Source organism: Virgibacillus sp., assembly GCF_013393565.1.
GTDB classification, from domain to species: Bacteria; Bacillota; Bacilli; order Bacillales; family Amphibacillaceae; genus Virgibacillus; species Virgibacillus dokdonensis.
The window spans coordinates 16,061-31,597 of the sequence record NZ_JABXHF010000053.1 but is presented as its reverse complement, the minus strand read 5'-3'; the positions used below and the strand labels follow the sequence as shown (position 1 = coordinate 31,597).

16 protein-coding genes and 1 other annotated feature are annotated in these 15,537 nt (G+C 39.5%); all 16 genes read right to left on the bottom strand.

The window, feature by feature from the left end:
• On the bottom strand, window positions 1-105 hold a 105-nt coding region (locus tag HLX49_RS12010), incomplete at its 3' end, for a GTP-binding protein (protein ID WP_296362133.1).
• A gap of 39 nt (window positions 106-144) precedes the next feature.
• A complete protein-coding gene (gene rpsG, locus HLX49_RS12005; protein WP_073012561.1) occupies window positions 145-615 on the bottom strand; it encodes a 30S ribosomal protein S7 in 471 nt (156 codons plus the stop codon).
• A 41-nt stretch (window positions 616-656) separates the two neighbouring features.
• Entirely contained in the window at window positions 657-1,070 is a 414-nt protein-coding gene (rpsL, locus tag HLX49_RS12000) for a 30S ribosomal protein S12 (RefSeq protein ID WP_073012557.1), read from the bottom strand.
• Window positions 1,071-1,183: 113 nt separating this feature from the next.
• The gene (locus tag HLX49_RS11995; RefSeq protein WP_077706776.1) at window positions 1,184-1,438 is read right to left on the bottom strand and encodes a 50S ribosomal protein L7ae-like protein; all 255 of its coding nucleotides are present in this window, start codon (window positions 1,436-1,438) and stop codon (window positions 1,184-1,186) included.
• A gap of 181 nt (window positions 1,439-1,619) precedes the next feature.
• Complete coding sequence (rpoC, locus tag HLX49_RS11990) at window positions 1,620-5,228, bottom strand: DNA-directed RNA polymerase subunit beta' (RefSeq protein WP_077706777.1); 3,609 nt, start codon at window positions 5,226-5,228, stop codon at window positions 1,620-1,622.
• A 282-nt stretch (window positions 5,229-5,510) separates the two neighbouring features.
• Window positions 5,511-9,047, bottom strand: coding sequence for a DNA-directed RNA polymerase subunit beta (rpoB, locus tag HLX49_RS11985; RefSeq protein WP_077706778.1), 3,537 nt, complete (start codon window positions 9,045-9,047; stop codon window positions 5,511-5,513).
• 391 nt (window positions 9,048-9,438) lie between these two features.
• Window positions 9,439-10,041, bottom strand: a complete 603-nt coding sequence (locus tag HLX49_RS11980; RefSeq protein ID WP_296362125.1) for a class I SAM-dependent methyltransferase — start codon at window positions 10,039-10,041, stop codon at window positions 9,439-9,441.
• A gap of 139 nt (window positions 10,042-10,180) precedes the next feature.
• Window positions 10,181-10,546: a 50S ribosomal protein L7/L12 gene (rplL, locus tag HLX49_RS11975; RefSeq protein ID WP_073012543.1), complete on the bottom strand. Its 366-nt coding sequence runs from the start codon at window positions 10,544-10,546 to the stop codon at window positions 10,181-10,183.
• 45 nt (window positions 10,547-10,591) lie between these two features.
• Window positions 10,592-11,092, bottom strand: coding sequence for a 50S ribosomal protein L10 (gene rplJ, locus HLX49_RS11970; protein ID WP_073012540.1), 501 nt, complete (start codon window positions 11,090-11,092; stop codon window positions 10,592-10,594).
• Between the two features lie 49 nt (window positions 11,093-11,141).
• Window positions 11,142-11,293, bottom strand: a sequence feature (ribosomal protein L10 leader region).
• Between the two features lie 50 nt (window positions 11,294-11,343).
• On the bottom strand, window positions 11,344-12,039 hold the full coding sequence (gene rplA, locus HLX49_RS11965) for a 50S ribosomal protein L1 (RefSeq protein WP_101933042.1): 696 nt from the start codon (window positions 12,037-12,039) through the stop codon (window positions 11,344-11,346).
• A gap of 222 nt (window positions 12,040-12,261) precedes the next feature.
• The gene (gene rplK, locus HLX49_RS11960; RefSeq protein WP_019375547.1) at window positions 12,262-12,687 is read right to left on the bottom strand and encodes a 50S ribosomal protein L11; all 426 of its coding nucleotides are present in this window, start codon (window positions 12,685-12,687) and stop codon (window positions 12,262-12,264) included.
• 339 nt (window positions 12,688-13,026) lie between these two features.
• A complete protein-coding gene (nusG, locus tag HLX49_RS11955; protein WP_296362118.1) occupies window positions 13,027-13,563 on the bottom strand; it encodes a transcription termination/antitermination protein NusG in 537 nt (178 codons plus the stop codon).
• A 246-nt stretch (window positions 13,564-13,809) separates the two neighbouring features.
• On the bottom strand, window positions 13,810-13,977 hold the full coding sequence (gene secE, locus HLX49_RS11950; RefSeq protein ID WP_077706783.1) for a preprotein translocase subunit SecE: 168 nt from the start codon (window positions 13,975-13,977) through the stop codon (window positions 13,810-13,812).
• A gap of 77 nt (window positions 13,978-14,054) precedes the next feature.
• Window positions 14,055-14,204, bottom strand: coding sequence for a 50S ribosomal protein L33 (gene rpmG / locus HLX49_RS11945; RefSeq protein WP_073012526.1), 150 nt, complete (start codon window positions 14,202-14,204; stop codon window positions 14,055-14,057).
• A 72-nt stretch (window positions 14,205-14,276) separates the two neighbouring features.
• A complete protein-coding gene (sigH, locus tag HLX49_RS11940; protein ID WP_101934222.1) occupies window positions 14,277-14,906 on the bottom strand; it encodes an RNA polymerase sporulation sigma factor SigH in 630 nt (209 codons plus the stop codon).
• A gap of 119 nt (window positions 14,907-15,025) precedes the next feature.
• Window positions 15,026-15,535, bottom strand: coding sequence for an NYN domain-containing protein (locus HLX49_RS11935; RefSeq protein ID WP_077706785.1), 510 nt, complete (start codon window positions 15,533-15,535; stop codon window positions 15,026-15,028).
• Window positions 15,536-15,537 lie beyond the last annotated feature (2 nt).

Sequence of the window (15,537 nt, the reverse complement as noted above, 5' to 3'; positions counted from 1 at the left end):
TCCTGTATAGAAAAGAATACGCTCAGTAGTAGTGGTTTTACCTGCATCGATGTGTGCCATAATACCAATATTTCGCGTCTTTTCCAAGGAGAACTCTCTAGCCATGTATTCTTCTCCTTTCTAGCTTGAATTTGATTTATTATTTTACCAGCGGTAATGAGCAAATGCTTTGTTAGCTTCTGCCATTTTATGCAGTTCTTCGCGTTTCTTCACAGAAGCACCTGTATTGTTAGAAGCATCTAAAATTTCATTAGCAAGACGTTCTTCCATTGTTTTTTCTCCGCGTAAACGAGAGTAGTTAACAATATAACGTAGTCCTAGCGCTTGACGACGTTCTGGACGTACTTCCATTGGTACTTGGTAGTTTGATCCACCAACACGACGTGCACGTACTTCAAGAACAGGCATAACATTTTTCATCGCTTGTTCAAATACTTCCATTGCATTTTGACCGCTTCTTTCAGCAACCAATTCAAATGCTTTATAAAGAATTTTTTGTGCTTTTCCTCTTTTTCCATCAACCATAATTTGATTGATTAAACGAGTCACAAGTTTTGAGTTGTAAAGCGGATCTGGTAAGACATCGCGTTTAGGTACTGGGCCTTTACGTGGCATATGTCCTTCCTCCTTTCCTCTTGGGCTTATTTAAAATATGCTTATTTTTTCGGTCTTTTCGTACCGTACTTAGAACGACCTTGCATTCTACCTTCTACACCTGCTGTATCCAACGCACCACGAACAATGTGATAACGAACACCAGGTAAGTCTTTCACACGACCACCACGAAGAAGTACAACGCTGTGTTCCTGAAGATTATGACCAATTCCAGGAATGTATGCTGTTACTTCCATGTTGTTAGACAAACGCACACGAGCATATTTACGAAGTGCTGAGTTTGGTTTCTTCGGCGTTAATGTTCCAACACGTGTACATACACCACGTTTTTGTGGAGAGTTTTGGTCTGTGAATGTTTTCTTAAAGCTGTTATACCCCTTGTTTAGAGCTGGAGAATCAGACTTTTTTGGTTTGCTTACACGACCTTTACGCACTAATTGGTTAATTGTTGGCATAACTATTTCCTCCTTTCCGTCATGAATATATCACTAATTCAGCTTGAATTTTTGTAATCCCACACATCCAGGTGGTTCATCTTTGGGTAAAAAAACAGTTTTTTATGAATAACTCAATTCTGTTTTATACCAACAGCGGCTGCACCGACCTCGATACCACATGCTACTCCTAATTTCTTTTTAGAATCGACATGATGACAAGGAATGCCCAATTCTTCAGCTAAATGTGTAACCTTTTGTATCATATGTTGATCTGCATCAACAGCAACAAACACTTCACTAATATGCCCATTTTTCATGGCTTTGAGCGTTTGTTTTGTTCCGATAACTACACTAGATTTCACTTGCATTACTTTTTCATAAGACATCTCATATCCTCCAAAGCATCAAGTATAACCGGAAGCACCTTGAATATTCTACCACTCTGCATTTTTTATGTCAACATGATTTACATATTTTTTACGCTTCCGCTTAAAAACTTATTCTATTTTGTATAGAACTGGTGAGTCTCCCACATCAAAATTGATATGGGAGAACTACTTCATCCAGTTACTGAACAGTTTCCGTTTCTTCAATTGGCTCAGCTGTAATTGGTTCAGCTGTAGCAGGTTTAATACGACGATAACGTTGCATACCTGTTCCAGCAGGTACAAGTTTACCGATGATAACATTTTCTTTCAAACCAAGAAGCTCATCACGTTTTCCTTTAATAGCCGCATCCGTTAATACTCTAGTTGTTTCTTGGAAAGATGCAGCAGATAAGAAGGAATCTGTCTCAAGTGATGCTTTTGTAATACCAAGTAATACAGGTTTACCTATAGCCGGTTGCTGTCCATCTTGTAACACTTTATGGTTTGCGTCACGGAACTGGTGCAACTCTAATAAAGAACCTGGCAGAACATCTGTATCCCCAGAGTCAATTACGCGAATCTTACGAAGCATTTGGCGAACCATTACTTCTACGTGTTTATCGCCAATTTCAACACCTTGCATACGGTATACACGTTGCACTTCACGCAACAGATAGTTTTGTACACCTTCTACACCTTGAACGCGTAATAAGTCCTTAGGATCAATAGAACCTTCTGTTAGTTCTTGACCAGCAATAACCTTGTCACCAATGGTCACCTTCATGCGAGCATTGTAAGGTACTGCGTAAGAGCGTTGTTCAACATCGCCTTGAACGACAATCTCTTGTTTATCTTTCACTTCTTTAATTTCTTGTACGGTTCCGTATATTTCACTAATAACAGCTTGCCCTTTCGGATTACGAGCTTCAAACAACTCTTGAATACGTGGCAAACCTTGTGTAATATCGTCCCCAGCTACCCCACCAGTATGGAAAGTACGCATCGTTAGCTGTGTTCCTGGCTCACCAATGGATTGAGCTGCAATAATTCCTACTGCTTCCCCAACCTCTACATCAGCACCAGTTGCCAAGTTTCTTCCATAACATTTTTGACATACACCATGCTTCGTATTACAAGTGAATGCACTACGTATTGTTACTTTTTCAATACCAGCATTGGTAATTTCTTTTGCTTGGTCCTCGCTAATAATCTCATTTGCTCCAACAATGACTTCATTCGTTTCTGGATGCTTAATACCATAGAATGCCGTACGTCCAATTAAGCGATCAACTAATGGTTCGATCATTTCCGTACCATCTTGTAAAGCAGTTACAGCCAAGCCACGATCTGTCCCACAATCATCTTCTCGTATGATAACGTCTTGCGCTACGTCAACAAGACGACGTGTTAGGTACCCTGAGTCAGCTGTTTTCAATGCTGTATCCGCAAGACCTTTACGAGCACCGTGCGTAGATATAAAGTACTCTAATACAGTTAGACCTTCACGGAAGCTTGATTTAATCGGTAATTCAATAATCTTACCAGCCGGGTTAGCCATTAAACCACGCATACCTGCAAGCTGCGTAAAGTTTGAGGCGTTACCACGAGCACCAGAATCACTCATCATATAAATCGGGTTTCTTTCGCTAAGGGATAACATCAACTTATCCTGTATCGTATCTTTGGCTTGTGACCAAATTGCAATAACGCGGTCGTATCTTTCATCATCCGTAATTAAACCTCTACGGAATTGTTTTAGTACTTTATCGACTTTGTTTTGTGCTTCTTCAAGGATTGTTTCTTTTTCTTTAAGTACAACAATATCAGAAACACCGACTGTCATACCTGCTTTTGTGGAATAACTAAAGCCAAGATCCTTCATTCTATCAAGCATTTTAGATGTTTCACTAATTTTAAACCGTTTGAAGACTTCAGCAATAATATCTCCTAAAAAGCCTTTCTTAAATGGTTTAACCAACTCAAATGACTTAATAAGCTCAGGGATATTCGCACCCTTTTCCACAAAATACTTTTCTGGTGTATGATACTCTAAGTTCTCTTTTGTTGGCTCATTTATATAAGGGAAAGAGTCTGATAAGATTTCGTTGAAAATCAGCTTCCCAACTGTTGTAATAAGCAATTGTGATTTTTGCTTTTCCGTAAATGTTTGATTATTCAAACCTGATGCGTGTACAGCAACACGGGTGTGTAGATGTACATACCCATTCCGATAAGCCAATACCGCTTCATTTGTATCGTTAAAGACAGATCCTTCTCCGATAGCATTTTCTCGTTCTAAAGTAAGATAATAGTTTCCTAATACCATATCCTGAGATGGTGTTACAACTGGTTTTCCATCTTTTGGATTTAAAATGTTTTGAGCTGCAAGCATTAAAATTCTTGCTTCCGCTTGAGCTTCTCCAGACAATGGTACGTGCACAGCCATTTGGTCCCCATCAAAGTCGGCATTATACGCCGTACAAACTAATGGGTGCAAACGAATTGCACGACCTTCTACAAGTGTCGGCTCAAAAGCTTGGATTCCAAGTCTGTGTAACGTTGGTGCGCGGTTAAGCAATACTGGATGCTCTTTAATAACTTCTTCTAAGACATCCCACACTTCAGGATGCACACGCTCAATTTTCCGTTTGGCAGACTTGATATTATGTGCAATTCCTTTTTCCACTAACTCTCTCATCACAAATGGCTTAAATAACTCTAAGGCCATTTCTTTTGGCAGTCCACATTGGTACATTTTCAAATGCGGCCCAACTACGATAACAGAACGGCCGGAATAATCCACACGTTTACCAAGTAGGTTTTGACGGAAACGTCCTTGTTTCCCTTTCAACATATGAGACAAGGATTTCAATGGACGGTTTCCTGGTCCAGTTACTGGACGACCACGACGACCATTGTCAATTAGGGCATCTACTGCTTCCTGAAGCATACGCTTTTCGTTTTGAACAATAATGCTTGGCGCTCCAAGATCTAATAGACGTTTTAACCGATTGTTTCGGTTAATTACACGACGGTATAAATCATTTAAATCAGAAGTAGCAAAACGCCCCCCATCGAGCTGCACCATTGGGCGAATTTCAGGTGGGATGACTGGTAACACGTCTAAAATCATCCAAGACGTTTCGTTTCCAGAATGACGGAACGATTCTAATACTTCTAAACGCTTGATCGCACGTGTTCTACGTTGTCCTTGTGCTGTTTTTAGTTCTTCTTTTAAAATACCTGCTTCTTTTTCTAAGTCTATATCCTGAAGCAATTTACGGATCGCTTCAGCTCCCATTTGCGCTTTAAAAGACTTACCGTATTTATCGTAGTATGCACGGTATTCTTTTTCAGATAGGAGTTGCTTTTTCTCTAACGGTGTGTCACCTGCTTCCGTAACGATATAAGCAGCGAAGTAAATGACTTCCTCTAACGCACGAGGTGACATATCTAAAACAAGCCCCATACGACTTGGAATACCTTTAAAGTACCATATGTGAGATACAGGTGCAGCAAGTTCAATATGCCCCATCCGCTCACGACGAACTTTTGCTTTTGTCACTTCAACACCACAGCGATCACAAACCACGCCTTTATAGCGCACGCGCTTATATTTTCCACAGTGACATTCCCAATCTTTTTGTGGACCAAAAATCCGCTCACAGAACAATCCGTCTTTTTCTGGCTTCAATGTTCGATAATTAATTGTTTCTGGTTTTTTTACCTCACCATGTGACCAAGAGCGAATTTTCTCTGGTGAAGCTAAACCAATTTTCATATACTCAAAGTTATTTACATCTAGCAAGGGGTCAACCTCCCTCTTAGTGTCCGATTTTACCAAGCTATCAACGGTTACTTTAAGAAAACACAGCTACTATTTTATTTCATTTAAGCTACTGTTCACTGCAACTAACAACTATTCTTGTAATCATTACTTTTGGTGTGAATTTATTAGAAATACTTGACTTGTCGCCTTGTATTTATGACGATGTTGTTTTATCCTATAGGTCCTAAAATCTTATACTTTATATAGCACAAGAGAAGTAGAAGGTCAGCCTTACAATGTAAAGCTGGCCTTATCCTTTATTTAGCTTTCTTCCACTTCTATATTTAGCTTACTAGCTTGTTGTGTATCTTCTTCTTCTAGTTCCATCATGTCAATTTCTTCTTCATCACTAGATAACATTTTTACATCCATACCTAGACTTTGCAGCTCTTTGATAAGTACTTTGAAGGATTCAGGAACTCCTGGTTCAGGTACATTATCCCCTTTGACAATGGATTCGTATGCTTTCACACGTCCCACTACATCGTCCGATTTAACTGTTAGAATTTCCTGTAGGGTATATGCTGCACCGTAAGCTTCTAAAGCCCACACTTCCATCTCTCCAAAACGCTGACCACCAAATTGTGCTTTACCACCCAATGGCTGTTGCGTTACAAGGGAGTATGGCCCAGTAGAACGAGCGTGTAATTTATCGTCTACCATATGAGCAAGCTTAATCATATACATAACACCGACAGATACTCGATTGTCAAACGGCTCTCCAGATCTTCCGTCATAAAGAATTGTTTTCGCATCACGAGGCATGCCAGCTTCTTCTAATGTTTCCCAAACATCGTCTTCTGTCGCTCCATCAAATACTGGTGTGGCAACATGAATGCCTAGTGCACGTGCCGCCATTCCTAGATGGAGTTCAAATACCTGTCCGATATTCATACGGGATGGTACCCCTAATGGGTTTAACATAATGTCAATTGGCGTTCCATCAGGCAAGAAAGGCATATCTTCTTCAGGAAGAATTTTAGAAATAACACCCTTATTTCCGTGACGACCTGCCATCTTATCGCCTTCGTGAATCTTCCGTTTCTGTACGATATATACACGTACAAGCTCATTAACTCCCGGTGGAAGTTCATCGCCATCCTCGCGGTTAAAGATCTTCACATCAAGCACAATACCTCCAGCACCGTGCGGCACACGTAAGGAAGTATCACGAACTTCTCGTGCCTTTTCACCAAAGATAGCATGCAACAAACGCTCTTCGGCAGATAGTTCCGTTACACCTTTTGGCGTTACTTTTCCAACTAAGATGTCTCCATCTGTTACTTCAGCACCAACACGAATAATTCCATATTCATTGAGGTTCTTTAATGCATCTTCACCAACATTAGGAATATCTCTTGTAATTTCTTCTGGACCTAATTTCGTATCACGCGCCTCGGATTCATATTCTTCAATATGGATCGATGTATACACATCATCTTTTACAAGGCGTTCGCTCATGATAATTGCATCCTCGTAGTTATAACCTTCCCACGTCATAAAACCGACGAGTACGTTTCGGCCAAGTGCTAATTCTCCGTCTTCCATAGAAGGGCCATCAGCAAGGATTTCTCCTTTCATGACGCGGTCGCCTTCACTTACAATCGGGCGTTGGTTATAGCAAGTTCCTTGGTTAGAACGTATATATTTTTGTAACTTATACTGATCGAGATCACCTTTTACTTCGCGCCCATCAACAACAGATGTTCTGCGTACAAATACCTGTTTGGCTTCTACACGCTCCACAACACCTTCATGGCGACAAATAACAGCAGCCCCAGAGTCCTTGCCGTTCACATATTCCATTCCTGTTCCAACGATTGGCGCTTCTGGTTGCATTAATGGAACAGCTTGTCGTTGCATGTTTGCACCCATTAATGCACGGTTAGAGTCATCATTCTCAAGGAAAGGAATACAAGCTGTTGCGGCAGATACGACCTGCTTTGGTGATACATCCATATAATCGAGTTTTTCTCTAGCGACAATCGTGTTTTCCCCACGGAAACGCGCGATGACCTCGTCTTCAGCAAATGTGCCATCATCATCCAATTTTGCGTTAGCTTGCGCAACGATATAGTTATCCTCTTCGTCAGCAGTTAGATAATCAATGTGGGCAGTTACTTTGCCTGTCTCTGGGTCTACACGTCGGTAAGGCGTTTCAATAAATCCGAACTTATTCACTTTCGCATAGCTAGAAAGTGAGTTGATTAATCCGATGTTCGGTCCTTCTGGTGTCTCAATTGGGCACATACGACCATAGTGAGAGTAGTGAACGTCACGAACTTCAAACCCTGCACGCTCTCTTGTTAAACCGCCCGGGCCTAGTGCGGATAGACGTCGTTTATGCGTTAATTCAGCGAGTGGATTCGTTTGATCCATAAACTGTGACAATTGGGAGCTACCAAAGAATTCCTTGATGGAAGCAATAACGGGCCGAATATTAATTAATTGCTGTGGCGTTATGCTAGACGTGTCCTGAATGGACATTCTTTCACGTACCACACGCTCCATTCGAGATAACCCGATACGAAATTGGTTCTGTAAAAGTTCTCCTACAGAACGAAGTCTACGGTTACCTAGATGATCAATATCATCTGTCCCTCCTACTTGATGTAGCAAGTTAAAGAAATAACTGATGGATGCTAATATGTCAGCAGGCATAATATTCTTCACACTTGCATCAACACCTGCATTGCCGATTACATTTAACACTCTTTCTCCACTTGGGTCGGTAGGGTCAACAATTTTTATAGACTGCAGATGAATGGACTCATCCAACACGCCTTCTTTTGGTTGTAATTCTTTATGACCTAACTTATCTTCTTTGCGTTCTAGATAAGGAATTAATTTATCTAATAGCTTTCTTTCTAGCTTATCACCTTTTTCAGCTAACACTTCTCCAGTTTCAGGATCGACAATAGTTTCAGCTAATACTTGGTTAAACAAGCGGTTTTTTATATGCAGCTTTTTATTCATTTTATAACGACCTACATGCGCTAAGTCATAACGCTTTGGGTCAAAGAAGCGAGATACGAGCAAGCTTTTTGCATTTTCAACGGTAGGTGGCTCACCAGGACGTAAACGCTCATAAATTTCCAATAATGCCTTTTCTGTTGTTTCCGTATTATCCTTTTCGAGCGTGTTTTTCAGGTATTCATTCTCACCAATGAGTTCAATGATTTCCTGATCATCACCAAAACCAAGCGCTCGTAATAATACTGTGATTGGCAATTTACGTGTACGATCAATTCGGACATGGACAACATCCTTTGCGTCCGTTTCAAATTCCAACCATGCGCCACGGTTTGGAATAACGGTTGCAGCTACGCCTCGTTTACCATTTTTATCAATTTTTTCATTGTAATACACGCTTGGCGACCTTACGAGCTGAGATACAATGACACGTTCTGCTCCATTAATAACAAACGTTCCTGTATCTGTCATTAAAGGAAAATCGCCCATAAATACTTCCTGTTCTTTCACTTCGCCGGTTTCATTATTAATTAAGCGAACCTTCACACGAAGCGGAGCATTATACGTAACATCTCGCTCTTTCGATTCATCCACAGGATACTTGGGCTCTCCTAAACTGTAGTCAACAAACTCTAGTGATAAATTGCCTGTAAAGTCTTCGATTGGAGAAATATCTTTAAACATTTCTCGAAGTCCTTCCTCTAAAAACCAATCATAAGAAGCTGTTTGGATTTCAATTAAATTCGGCAATTCTAGCACTTCGCTGATTCGTGCGTAGCTTCTGCGCTGGCGGTGCCGCCCATATTGAACTAGTTGTCCTGTCAACTGCTTCACCCCTTAAATCATCCATTTATTCGTAGATTGTCATTCTACGTAAAATTTATTATAATAAGAAAAACCAAGCAAAAGAGCTAGCTAAAAATTCGATAAAGCGACCATGCTATCTAGATCGACATCACGACTTTTTGAACTCATGCTTAAAGAAGCGAAAAGCCCCCCTTGGTTTTTCGTATATCAACAAAAGTAGTATAATCATGCAAAGTTACATTACATAAAAAAACTCTGCGCTTTACACTAGCAAAAAACAAATAAAACACCTATTTTACCATTGTTTCCCAACAATCTAAAAATATACTAGTGCTTTCATTCTTTATTCGCTTGACATAATAAGCGCCATGTTAGCATTTTCCTATCTTACCATAAGACATCCTCTTGGTCAAACCTTAACTGCTCGAAATATATAATAACCTTTACGCTTGGCGACAGTATCTACTTCCGCGAACAATTGCTCCAATTTTTTCTTCGCTGAATGCGCTCCTTGCTTTTTTTGGATTACCACCCATAAAGCCCCACCTCGAACTAATACTTGCTCTGCTTGCTCAAACATCTCATGCACAACCAACTTACCAGCTCGAATTGGCGGGTTTGTAATTATAGCTGCAAACATTCGATCCATAACAGCTGATAATTTATCACTTTGCAAACACGTAATATTTTCCACTGTATTTTGCGCTGCGTTTTTTTTCGCTAGTTCCAATGCTCGCTCATTAATATCAATCATTACAATATGTCGATCTTTATATTGATCTGCTACCGTTATACCGATCGGTCCATAACCGCAACCAAGATCCAAGAAATCTCCTACTATATCAGGAGGAGTAAACTGTTCCAATAAAAAGCGACTTCCGAAATCGACTTCATTTTTCGAGAACACACCTACATCACTTGTAAAGGTGTATTTTTTTCCATTCGCATTGTATAGCCATGTTTTTGGTGAACTTGTCGTTTGGGGTTTTTGTGAAAAGTAATGCTCACTCATTCCAGCACCTACTTTGTTTTTATTGAAGACGCTCATCAGCTACGTATGCATCTTAAGCAAACTGATGATTCCATGAAATAAGACTGAGGTATATAGAAAGCCCGCCGCAATCATTACGACGAGCTCAGTTTGAACAAAATTACTTCACTTCTACAGTTGCGCCTGCTTCTTCTAACTTACCTTTAACTTCTTCAGCGTCCTCTTTAGATACGCCTTCTTTTACAGGTTTTGGAGCATTATCAACTAATTCTTTCGCATCTTTTAGTCCTAGACCAGTGATTTCACGTACTGCTTTAACAACTTTGATTTTTGATGCACCAGCGTCGTTAAGAACAACATCAAATTCTGTTTGCTCTTCAGCAGCTTCAGCGCCACCAGCAGCACCAGCTACCGCTACAGGTGCTGCAGCTGTTACTCCAAATTCTTCTTCAATTGCTTTTACTAAATCATTTAGTTCTAATACAGTCATTTCTTTTACTGCTTCAATGATTTGTTCTTTCGTCATGATTTTTTCCTCCTAAAAATTGTTTTTTATACCGCTACACGCAAATTATGCGCCTTGTTCTTCTTTTTGTTCCGCCACCGCTTTTGCTGCATACGCAAGATTACGGATCGGTGCTTGAAGCACGCTAAGAAGCATAGAGACCATACCTTCGTAATTTGGAAGATCGGCAAGCTCTTGCAATTGGTCGATTGTAGCAACACTACCTTGAATAACGCCACCTTTGATTTCAAGCGCCTCATTTTCTTTAGCAAATTTTTTAATAATGCGAGCCGGAGCTACAGCATCATCTTTACTAAATGCAAGCGCAGAAGGACCAACCAAAACATCACTTAGTTCGTTTAGTTCAGCAGCTTCTACTGCACGACGAGTCATGGTGTTTTTGTAGACTTTGAAATCAACGCCTTCTTCACGTAGTTGTTTACGTAGTTCGGTTACTGCAGCAACATCTAAACCACGATAATCCACTACTACGACAGTTTCACTAGAAACAAGCTTATCTTTAATTTCTTCCACTAATTGTTTCTTTTGCTCAATAATACTAGACATTCTTCCACCTCCTAAAAAATCGTGATTATACCGTATCGCTTTAGCACATAAGTGCAAATAAAAAGCCCTCACGTAGACATGAGAGCTTATTCATCGATTGGAATATAAACCGTATATATTCCAATTTATCTATAAACACCTCGGCAGGATAATTAAGCGCAATGACGCCCCTACTGTCTACGGTACATCCTATTCTATTAATTACAGACTACAGTATAGCGAAACATACTGACAAAGTCAACAACTTTTTATTAGCGCGCCATGCTAGAAACATCAACGCGAATTCCTGGTCCCATTGTAGAAGACACAGACGCATTCTTCATATAAGTTCCTTTAGCAGCTTGCGGTTTCACTTTTACAAGTGTTTCTGTAATAGCAACAAAGTTTTCAATTAACTTCTCGTTATCGAATGACACTTTACCAATTGGAACATGCACATTGGAAGACTTATCGACACGATATTCTACTTTACCAGCTTTTACATCGTTGATAGCTTTTTCTACATCAAATGTAACTGTTCCAGTCTTAGGGTTTGGCATAAGACCTTTTGGACCTAACACTCTTCCTAGTTTACCAACCTCTGCCATCATGTCTGGAGTTGCAACAACAACATCGAAGTCGAACCAACCTTGGTTGATTTTGTTAATGTAATCTGCATCTCCTACATAGTCAGCTCCAGCAGCTTCTGCTTCTTTCGCTTTCTCGCCTTTTGCGAAAACAAGCACACGTTGTGTTTTACCTGTACCATGTGGTAAAACCATCGCTCCTCTGATTTGCTGATCTGCTTTCTTAGGATCAACACCTAAACGAAAAGCAGCTTCAACCGTCTCATCGAAATTAGCTTTGGCAGCTTCTTTTACAAGCGCAATTGCTTCAGATACTTCATACGCTTTTGAACGATCAACAAGCTTTAATGCTTCTTGATGTTTTTTTCCTTTTTTAGCCATTTTATTTCCTCCTCAAATGTGGTTATAACGGTATTACCTCCCACTTATAAAAGCAAACACGCTTTTATAAAGGCAAAGCGGATGACGAACTTATTGGGAAGTCATCCGCTTCACGAAAAAGGTTGCGTAGGGAATCCAACCGCAACCTATACCGTACTAGTGACTTCAAAAAAATCAAATAATACAATCATTCACAACAAACATCACGAAAGCGAAGCACAATTAGTCTTCGATCGTAATACCCATACTACGCGCTGTTCCTTCAACCATGCGCATCGCTGCTTCTACATCAGCAGCATTTAAGTCAGGCATTTTTGTTTCTGCAATTTCTTTTACTTTATCGCGCTTAACTGTTGCTACTTTATTACGATTTGGTTCACCAGAAGCAGTTTCAATGCCTGCTGCTTTTTTAAGCAAAACAGCTGCTGGTGGAGTTTTTGTAATAAACGTAAACGAACGGTCTTCAAACACTGTTATCTCAACAGGAATAATCATACCCGCTTGATCTTGCGTACGTGCGTTAAATTCTTTACAAAAGCCCATGATATTAACACCTGCTTGACCAAGTGCCGGTCCTACTGGTGGTGCCGGATTTGCTTTTCCAGCTGGGATTTGTAGTTTCACAAGTTTAATCACTTTTTTAGCCACGAGACACACCTCCTTAAAGTCCGTGATGTGGTAATAGGGGACGCTCGTTTTTTCCCCTCCCACTCCTATTGTTCTAACCGAATGGCTAGTCACAAGAATAACAAAAGAATTTTAGCATGAATATCAGAAAAATGCAAGGATATATATGCTAACTTGGGTAAACCTACTTTATAAGGAACTACTCTTAAAGTCTGTCAAAAGTTATTAAACCCACGTTAGAAAAACTTGACTTATCGCAAAGTTTTATGGAGAAAGTCTGTCCAAAAACCTTATACTTTCCTATAGTAGAACAAACTAATTGCACGTGACAAACACTCCAATTTTATAACGACAAATGCTCTAATCGAGCTTTTCTATTTGTGAGAAATCTAATTCTACAGGTGTTTCTCTTCCGAACATGTTTACGTGAACTTTTACCTTTTGCTTATCTGTGTCTATATTTTCAACAGTACCCGTGAAATCAGTAAACGGACCATCCGTCACACGAACATTCTCTTTAATTTCAAAATTAAATTGTACAGGATTTTCCGCAACACCCATACGTTTTAATACTGTTTCTACTTCTTCTGGCAATAGCGGCGTTGGCTTCGTTCCACCACCACTTGATCCGATAAACCCTGTTACTCCAGGAGTATTTCGAACGACATACCATGAATCATCTGTCATAATCATCTCTGTGAGTACGTATCCTGGGAAGAATTTCTTCTTCGTTACCTTTTTCTTGCCATTTTTTATTTCTGTCTCTTCATCCTCCGGAACAATAACGCGAAAAATTTTATCTTCCATCCCCATGGACTCCACACGCTTTTCTAAGTTCGTTTTCACTTTATTTTCATAACCAGAATACGTATGTACGACATACCAATTTTTTTCCATTTATTTGGACAACAGTTCTTGTCCTTCCCTCCCTTTTTGTACTAAACTTCATTTCAGTTTATTTCATTTTTTACATGCACCAAACATGCAACGTTTTAAATCCATATCACAAATAGACTATATGTGGTTAAACTTTTTTGCTCCAACCTAAAAAACCCGATTGATACCGGGTTCCACAAAAACTCATTATTTAGTTCCTTATCATTATAGCATAAAACCGACACAAATATTCAATCATTAGGAAAATCAAAGTAAGTTTAAAATTTGCGTGATTCCAAGGTCAATTAAAAAGAAGAATAACGCTATAAAAGCAACCGTTGTAATAACCGTTATGGTATAGCTAGTTAACTCTTTGCGATTCGGCCAGCTAACTTTCTTCATTTCTCTTGAAACGTTTTTTAAAAAACGAAACATGCTTGTACCCCCTACACCTGAAAATGACGACTTTGTTATAGTCATGCTATTTATTTCGCACATTACATCGCGAAAATTTATTTTGTTTCCCGATGCAATGTATGTTTACCACAATGTTTACAATACTTATTTACTTCAAGCCGTACAGGTTGTGTGGATACATTTTTATTCGTTGTATAATTTCTACTAGCACAAACTGCACACGCTAAAGTGATTTTCTTATTCATTCCCTCACCTCGAGCGGAGAGTTTCTAATACTATTTTACTCTAGCATGGTTGCAAAAATGTGTCAATCCTCCCTATGAAGTAATTTCCGCCTCCGCAATTAACTGCTCCAATTTACGCTTTACTCGTTGTAGTGCATTATCGATCGACTTAACATGACGATTAAGTGCAACTGATATTTCATGGTACGTCCTTCCATCTAAATAAAGTTGCAGTACTTTCTTCTCTAATCCGCTCAACAATTCTGATAATTTCGCTTCTACGTCTCCATATTTTTCCTGGTTCACAAGCAGTTCTTGTGGATCAATATCTTTTGATCCTGCGATGACATCTAATAAAGTGCGATCTGTCTCTTCATCATAAATCGGCTTGTCCAAAGACACATACGAATTTAGCGGAATGTGTTTTTGTCTTGTCGCTGTCTTAATCGCTGTAATGATTTGCCTTGTTACACATAATTCAGCAAAAGCTTTAAATGAGGATAGCTTTTTTCCATCATAATCGCGAATAGCCTTATATAAACCGATCATTCCTTCTTGGACAATGTCCTCTTTATCCGCGCCAATTAAAAAATACGTCCGTGCTTTTGCACGTACAAAATTACGATACTTGTGTATCAAATAATTTAAAGCGTGACTGTTCCCCTGATGAATAAGCTGCACAATACTCTCATCGTCCAGCTTATTTAAGCGTTGATCGCCCATCTCTATTTGATTGACATTCACCAAGATGCCCCCCCGACTACACGCAGTCCATTTAAAGCTTATTATACAGGAAGCGCTTTAAAGTCGTCAATATTAGAGAAGTGAGAGTGTTTGTAGTACTACATCTTCCCTCTTCTCCATTTTTCAAAAGTCTCTAACGTTTTCGGATCTAATGTAATTTTTGAATTTGCTTGTTTCTTATAATGCTTTTCTATCGTCTTTTCAATGTTCTGTTGTATATTATTCGTTTCTATCCATAGCTCTCGAGCAGATTTCCTTAAAGCTCCACTTCCAAAAATTGTTCGTTGCTCTGCAAAATCAGATGTTGCTACGTATACTTGCGTACGGATATCTTTTACCTCTTTTACTAATTTTTCAATACATTCATCGGCTGTTTCTTTTTCTTTTGTATAAATAACTTCTACATTATACGCAGTTGTTTTTGTCTCTACCCCGTGTACATAATAAGCATCAAATACAACAATGACACGAAAACCTGAATACGCTTGGTATTCAGCCATCCATTCGATTAAACGATCTCGGGCTTGCCCAATATCTTTTTCTTTTAACCGCTGAAGTTCATCCCATGCTCCAATGATGTTATATCCATCTACAATGACAACAATCATCG

Bases quoted from the DNA above. Each gene is read 5' to 3' on its own strand.
- rpsG (WP_073012561.1), bottom strand. From the start codon at position 615: ATGCCACGTAAAGGCCCAGTACCTAAACGCGATGTCTTACCAGATCCG.
- rpsL (WP_073012557.1), bottom strand. From the start codon at position 1,070: ATGCCAACAATTAACCAATTAGTGCGTAAAGGTCGTGTAAGCAAACCA.
- HLX49_RS11995 (WP_077706776.1), bottom strand. From the start codon at position 1,438: ATGTCTTATGAAAAAGTAATGCAAGTGAAATCTAGTGTAGTTATCGGA.
- HLX49_RS11980 (WP_296362125.1), bottom strand. From the start codon at position 10,041: ATGAGTGAGCATTACTTTTCACAAAAACCCCAAACGACAAGTTCACCA.
- rplL (WP_073012543.1), bottom strand. From the start codon at position 10,546: ATGACGAAAGAACAAATCATTGAAGCAGTAAAAGAAATGACTGTATTA.
- rplJ (WP_073012540.1), bottom strand. From the start codon at position 11,092: ATGTCTAGTATTATTGAGCAAAAGAAACAATTAGTGGAAGAAATTAAA.
- rplA (WP_101933042.1), bottom strand. From the start codon at position 12,039: ATGGCTAAAAAAGGAAAAAAACATCAAGAAGCATTAAAGCTTGTTGAT.
- nusG (WP_296362118.1), bottom strand. From the start codon at position 13,563: ATGGAAAAAAATTGGTATGTCGTACATACGTATTCTGGTTATGAAAAT.
- secE (WP_077706783.1), bottom strand. From the start codon at position 13,977: ATGTTTCGTTTTTTAAAAAACGTTTCAAGAGAAATGAAGAAAGTTAGC.
- rpmG (WP_073012526.1), bottom strand. From the start codon at position 14,204: ATGAATAAGAAAATCACTTTAGCGTGTGCAGTTTGTGCTAGTAGAAAT.
- sigH (WP_101934222.1), bottom strand. From the start codon at position 14,906: ATGGGCGATCAACGCTTAAATAAGCTGGACGATGAGAGTATTGTGCAG.
- HLX49_RS11935 (WP_077706785.1), bottom strand. From the start codon at position 15,535: ATGATTGTTGTCATTGTAGATGGATATAACATCATTGGAGCATGGGAT.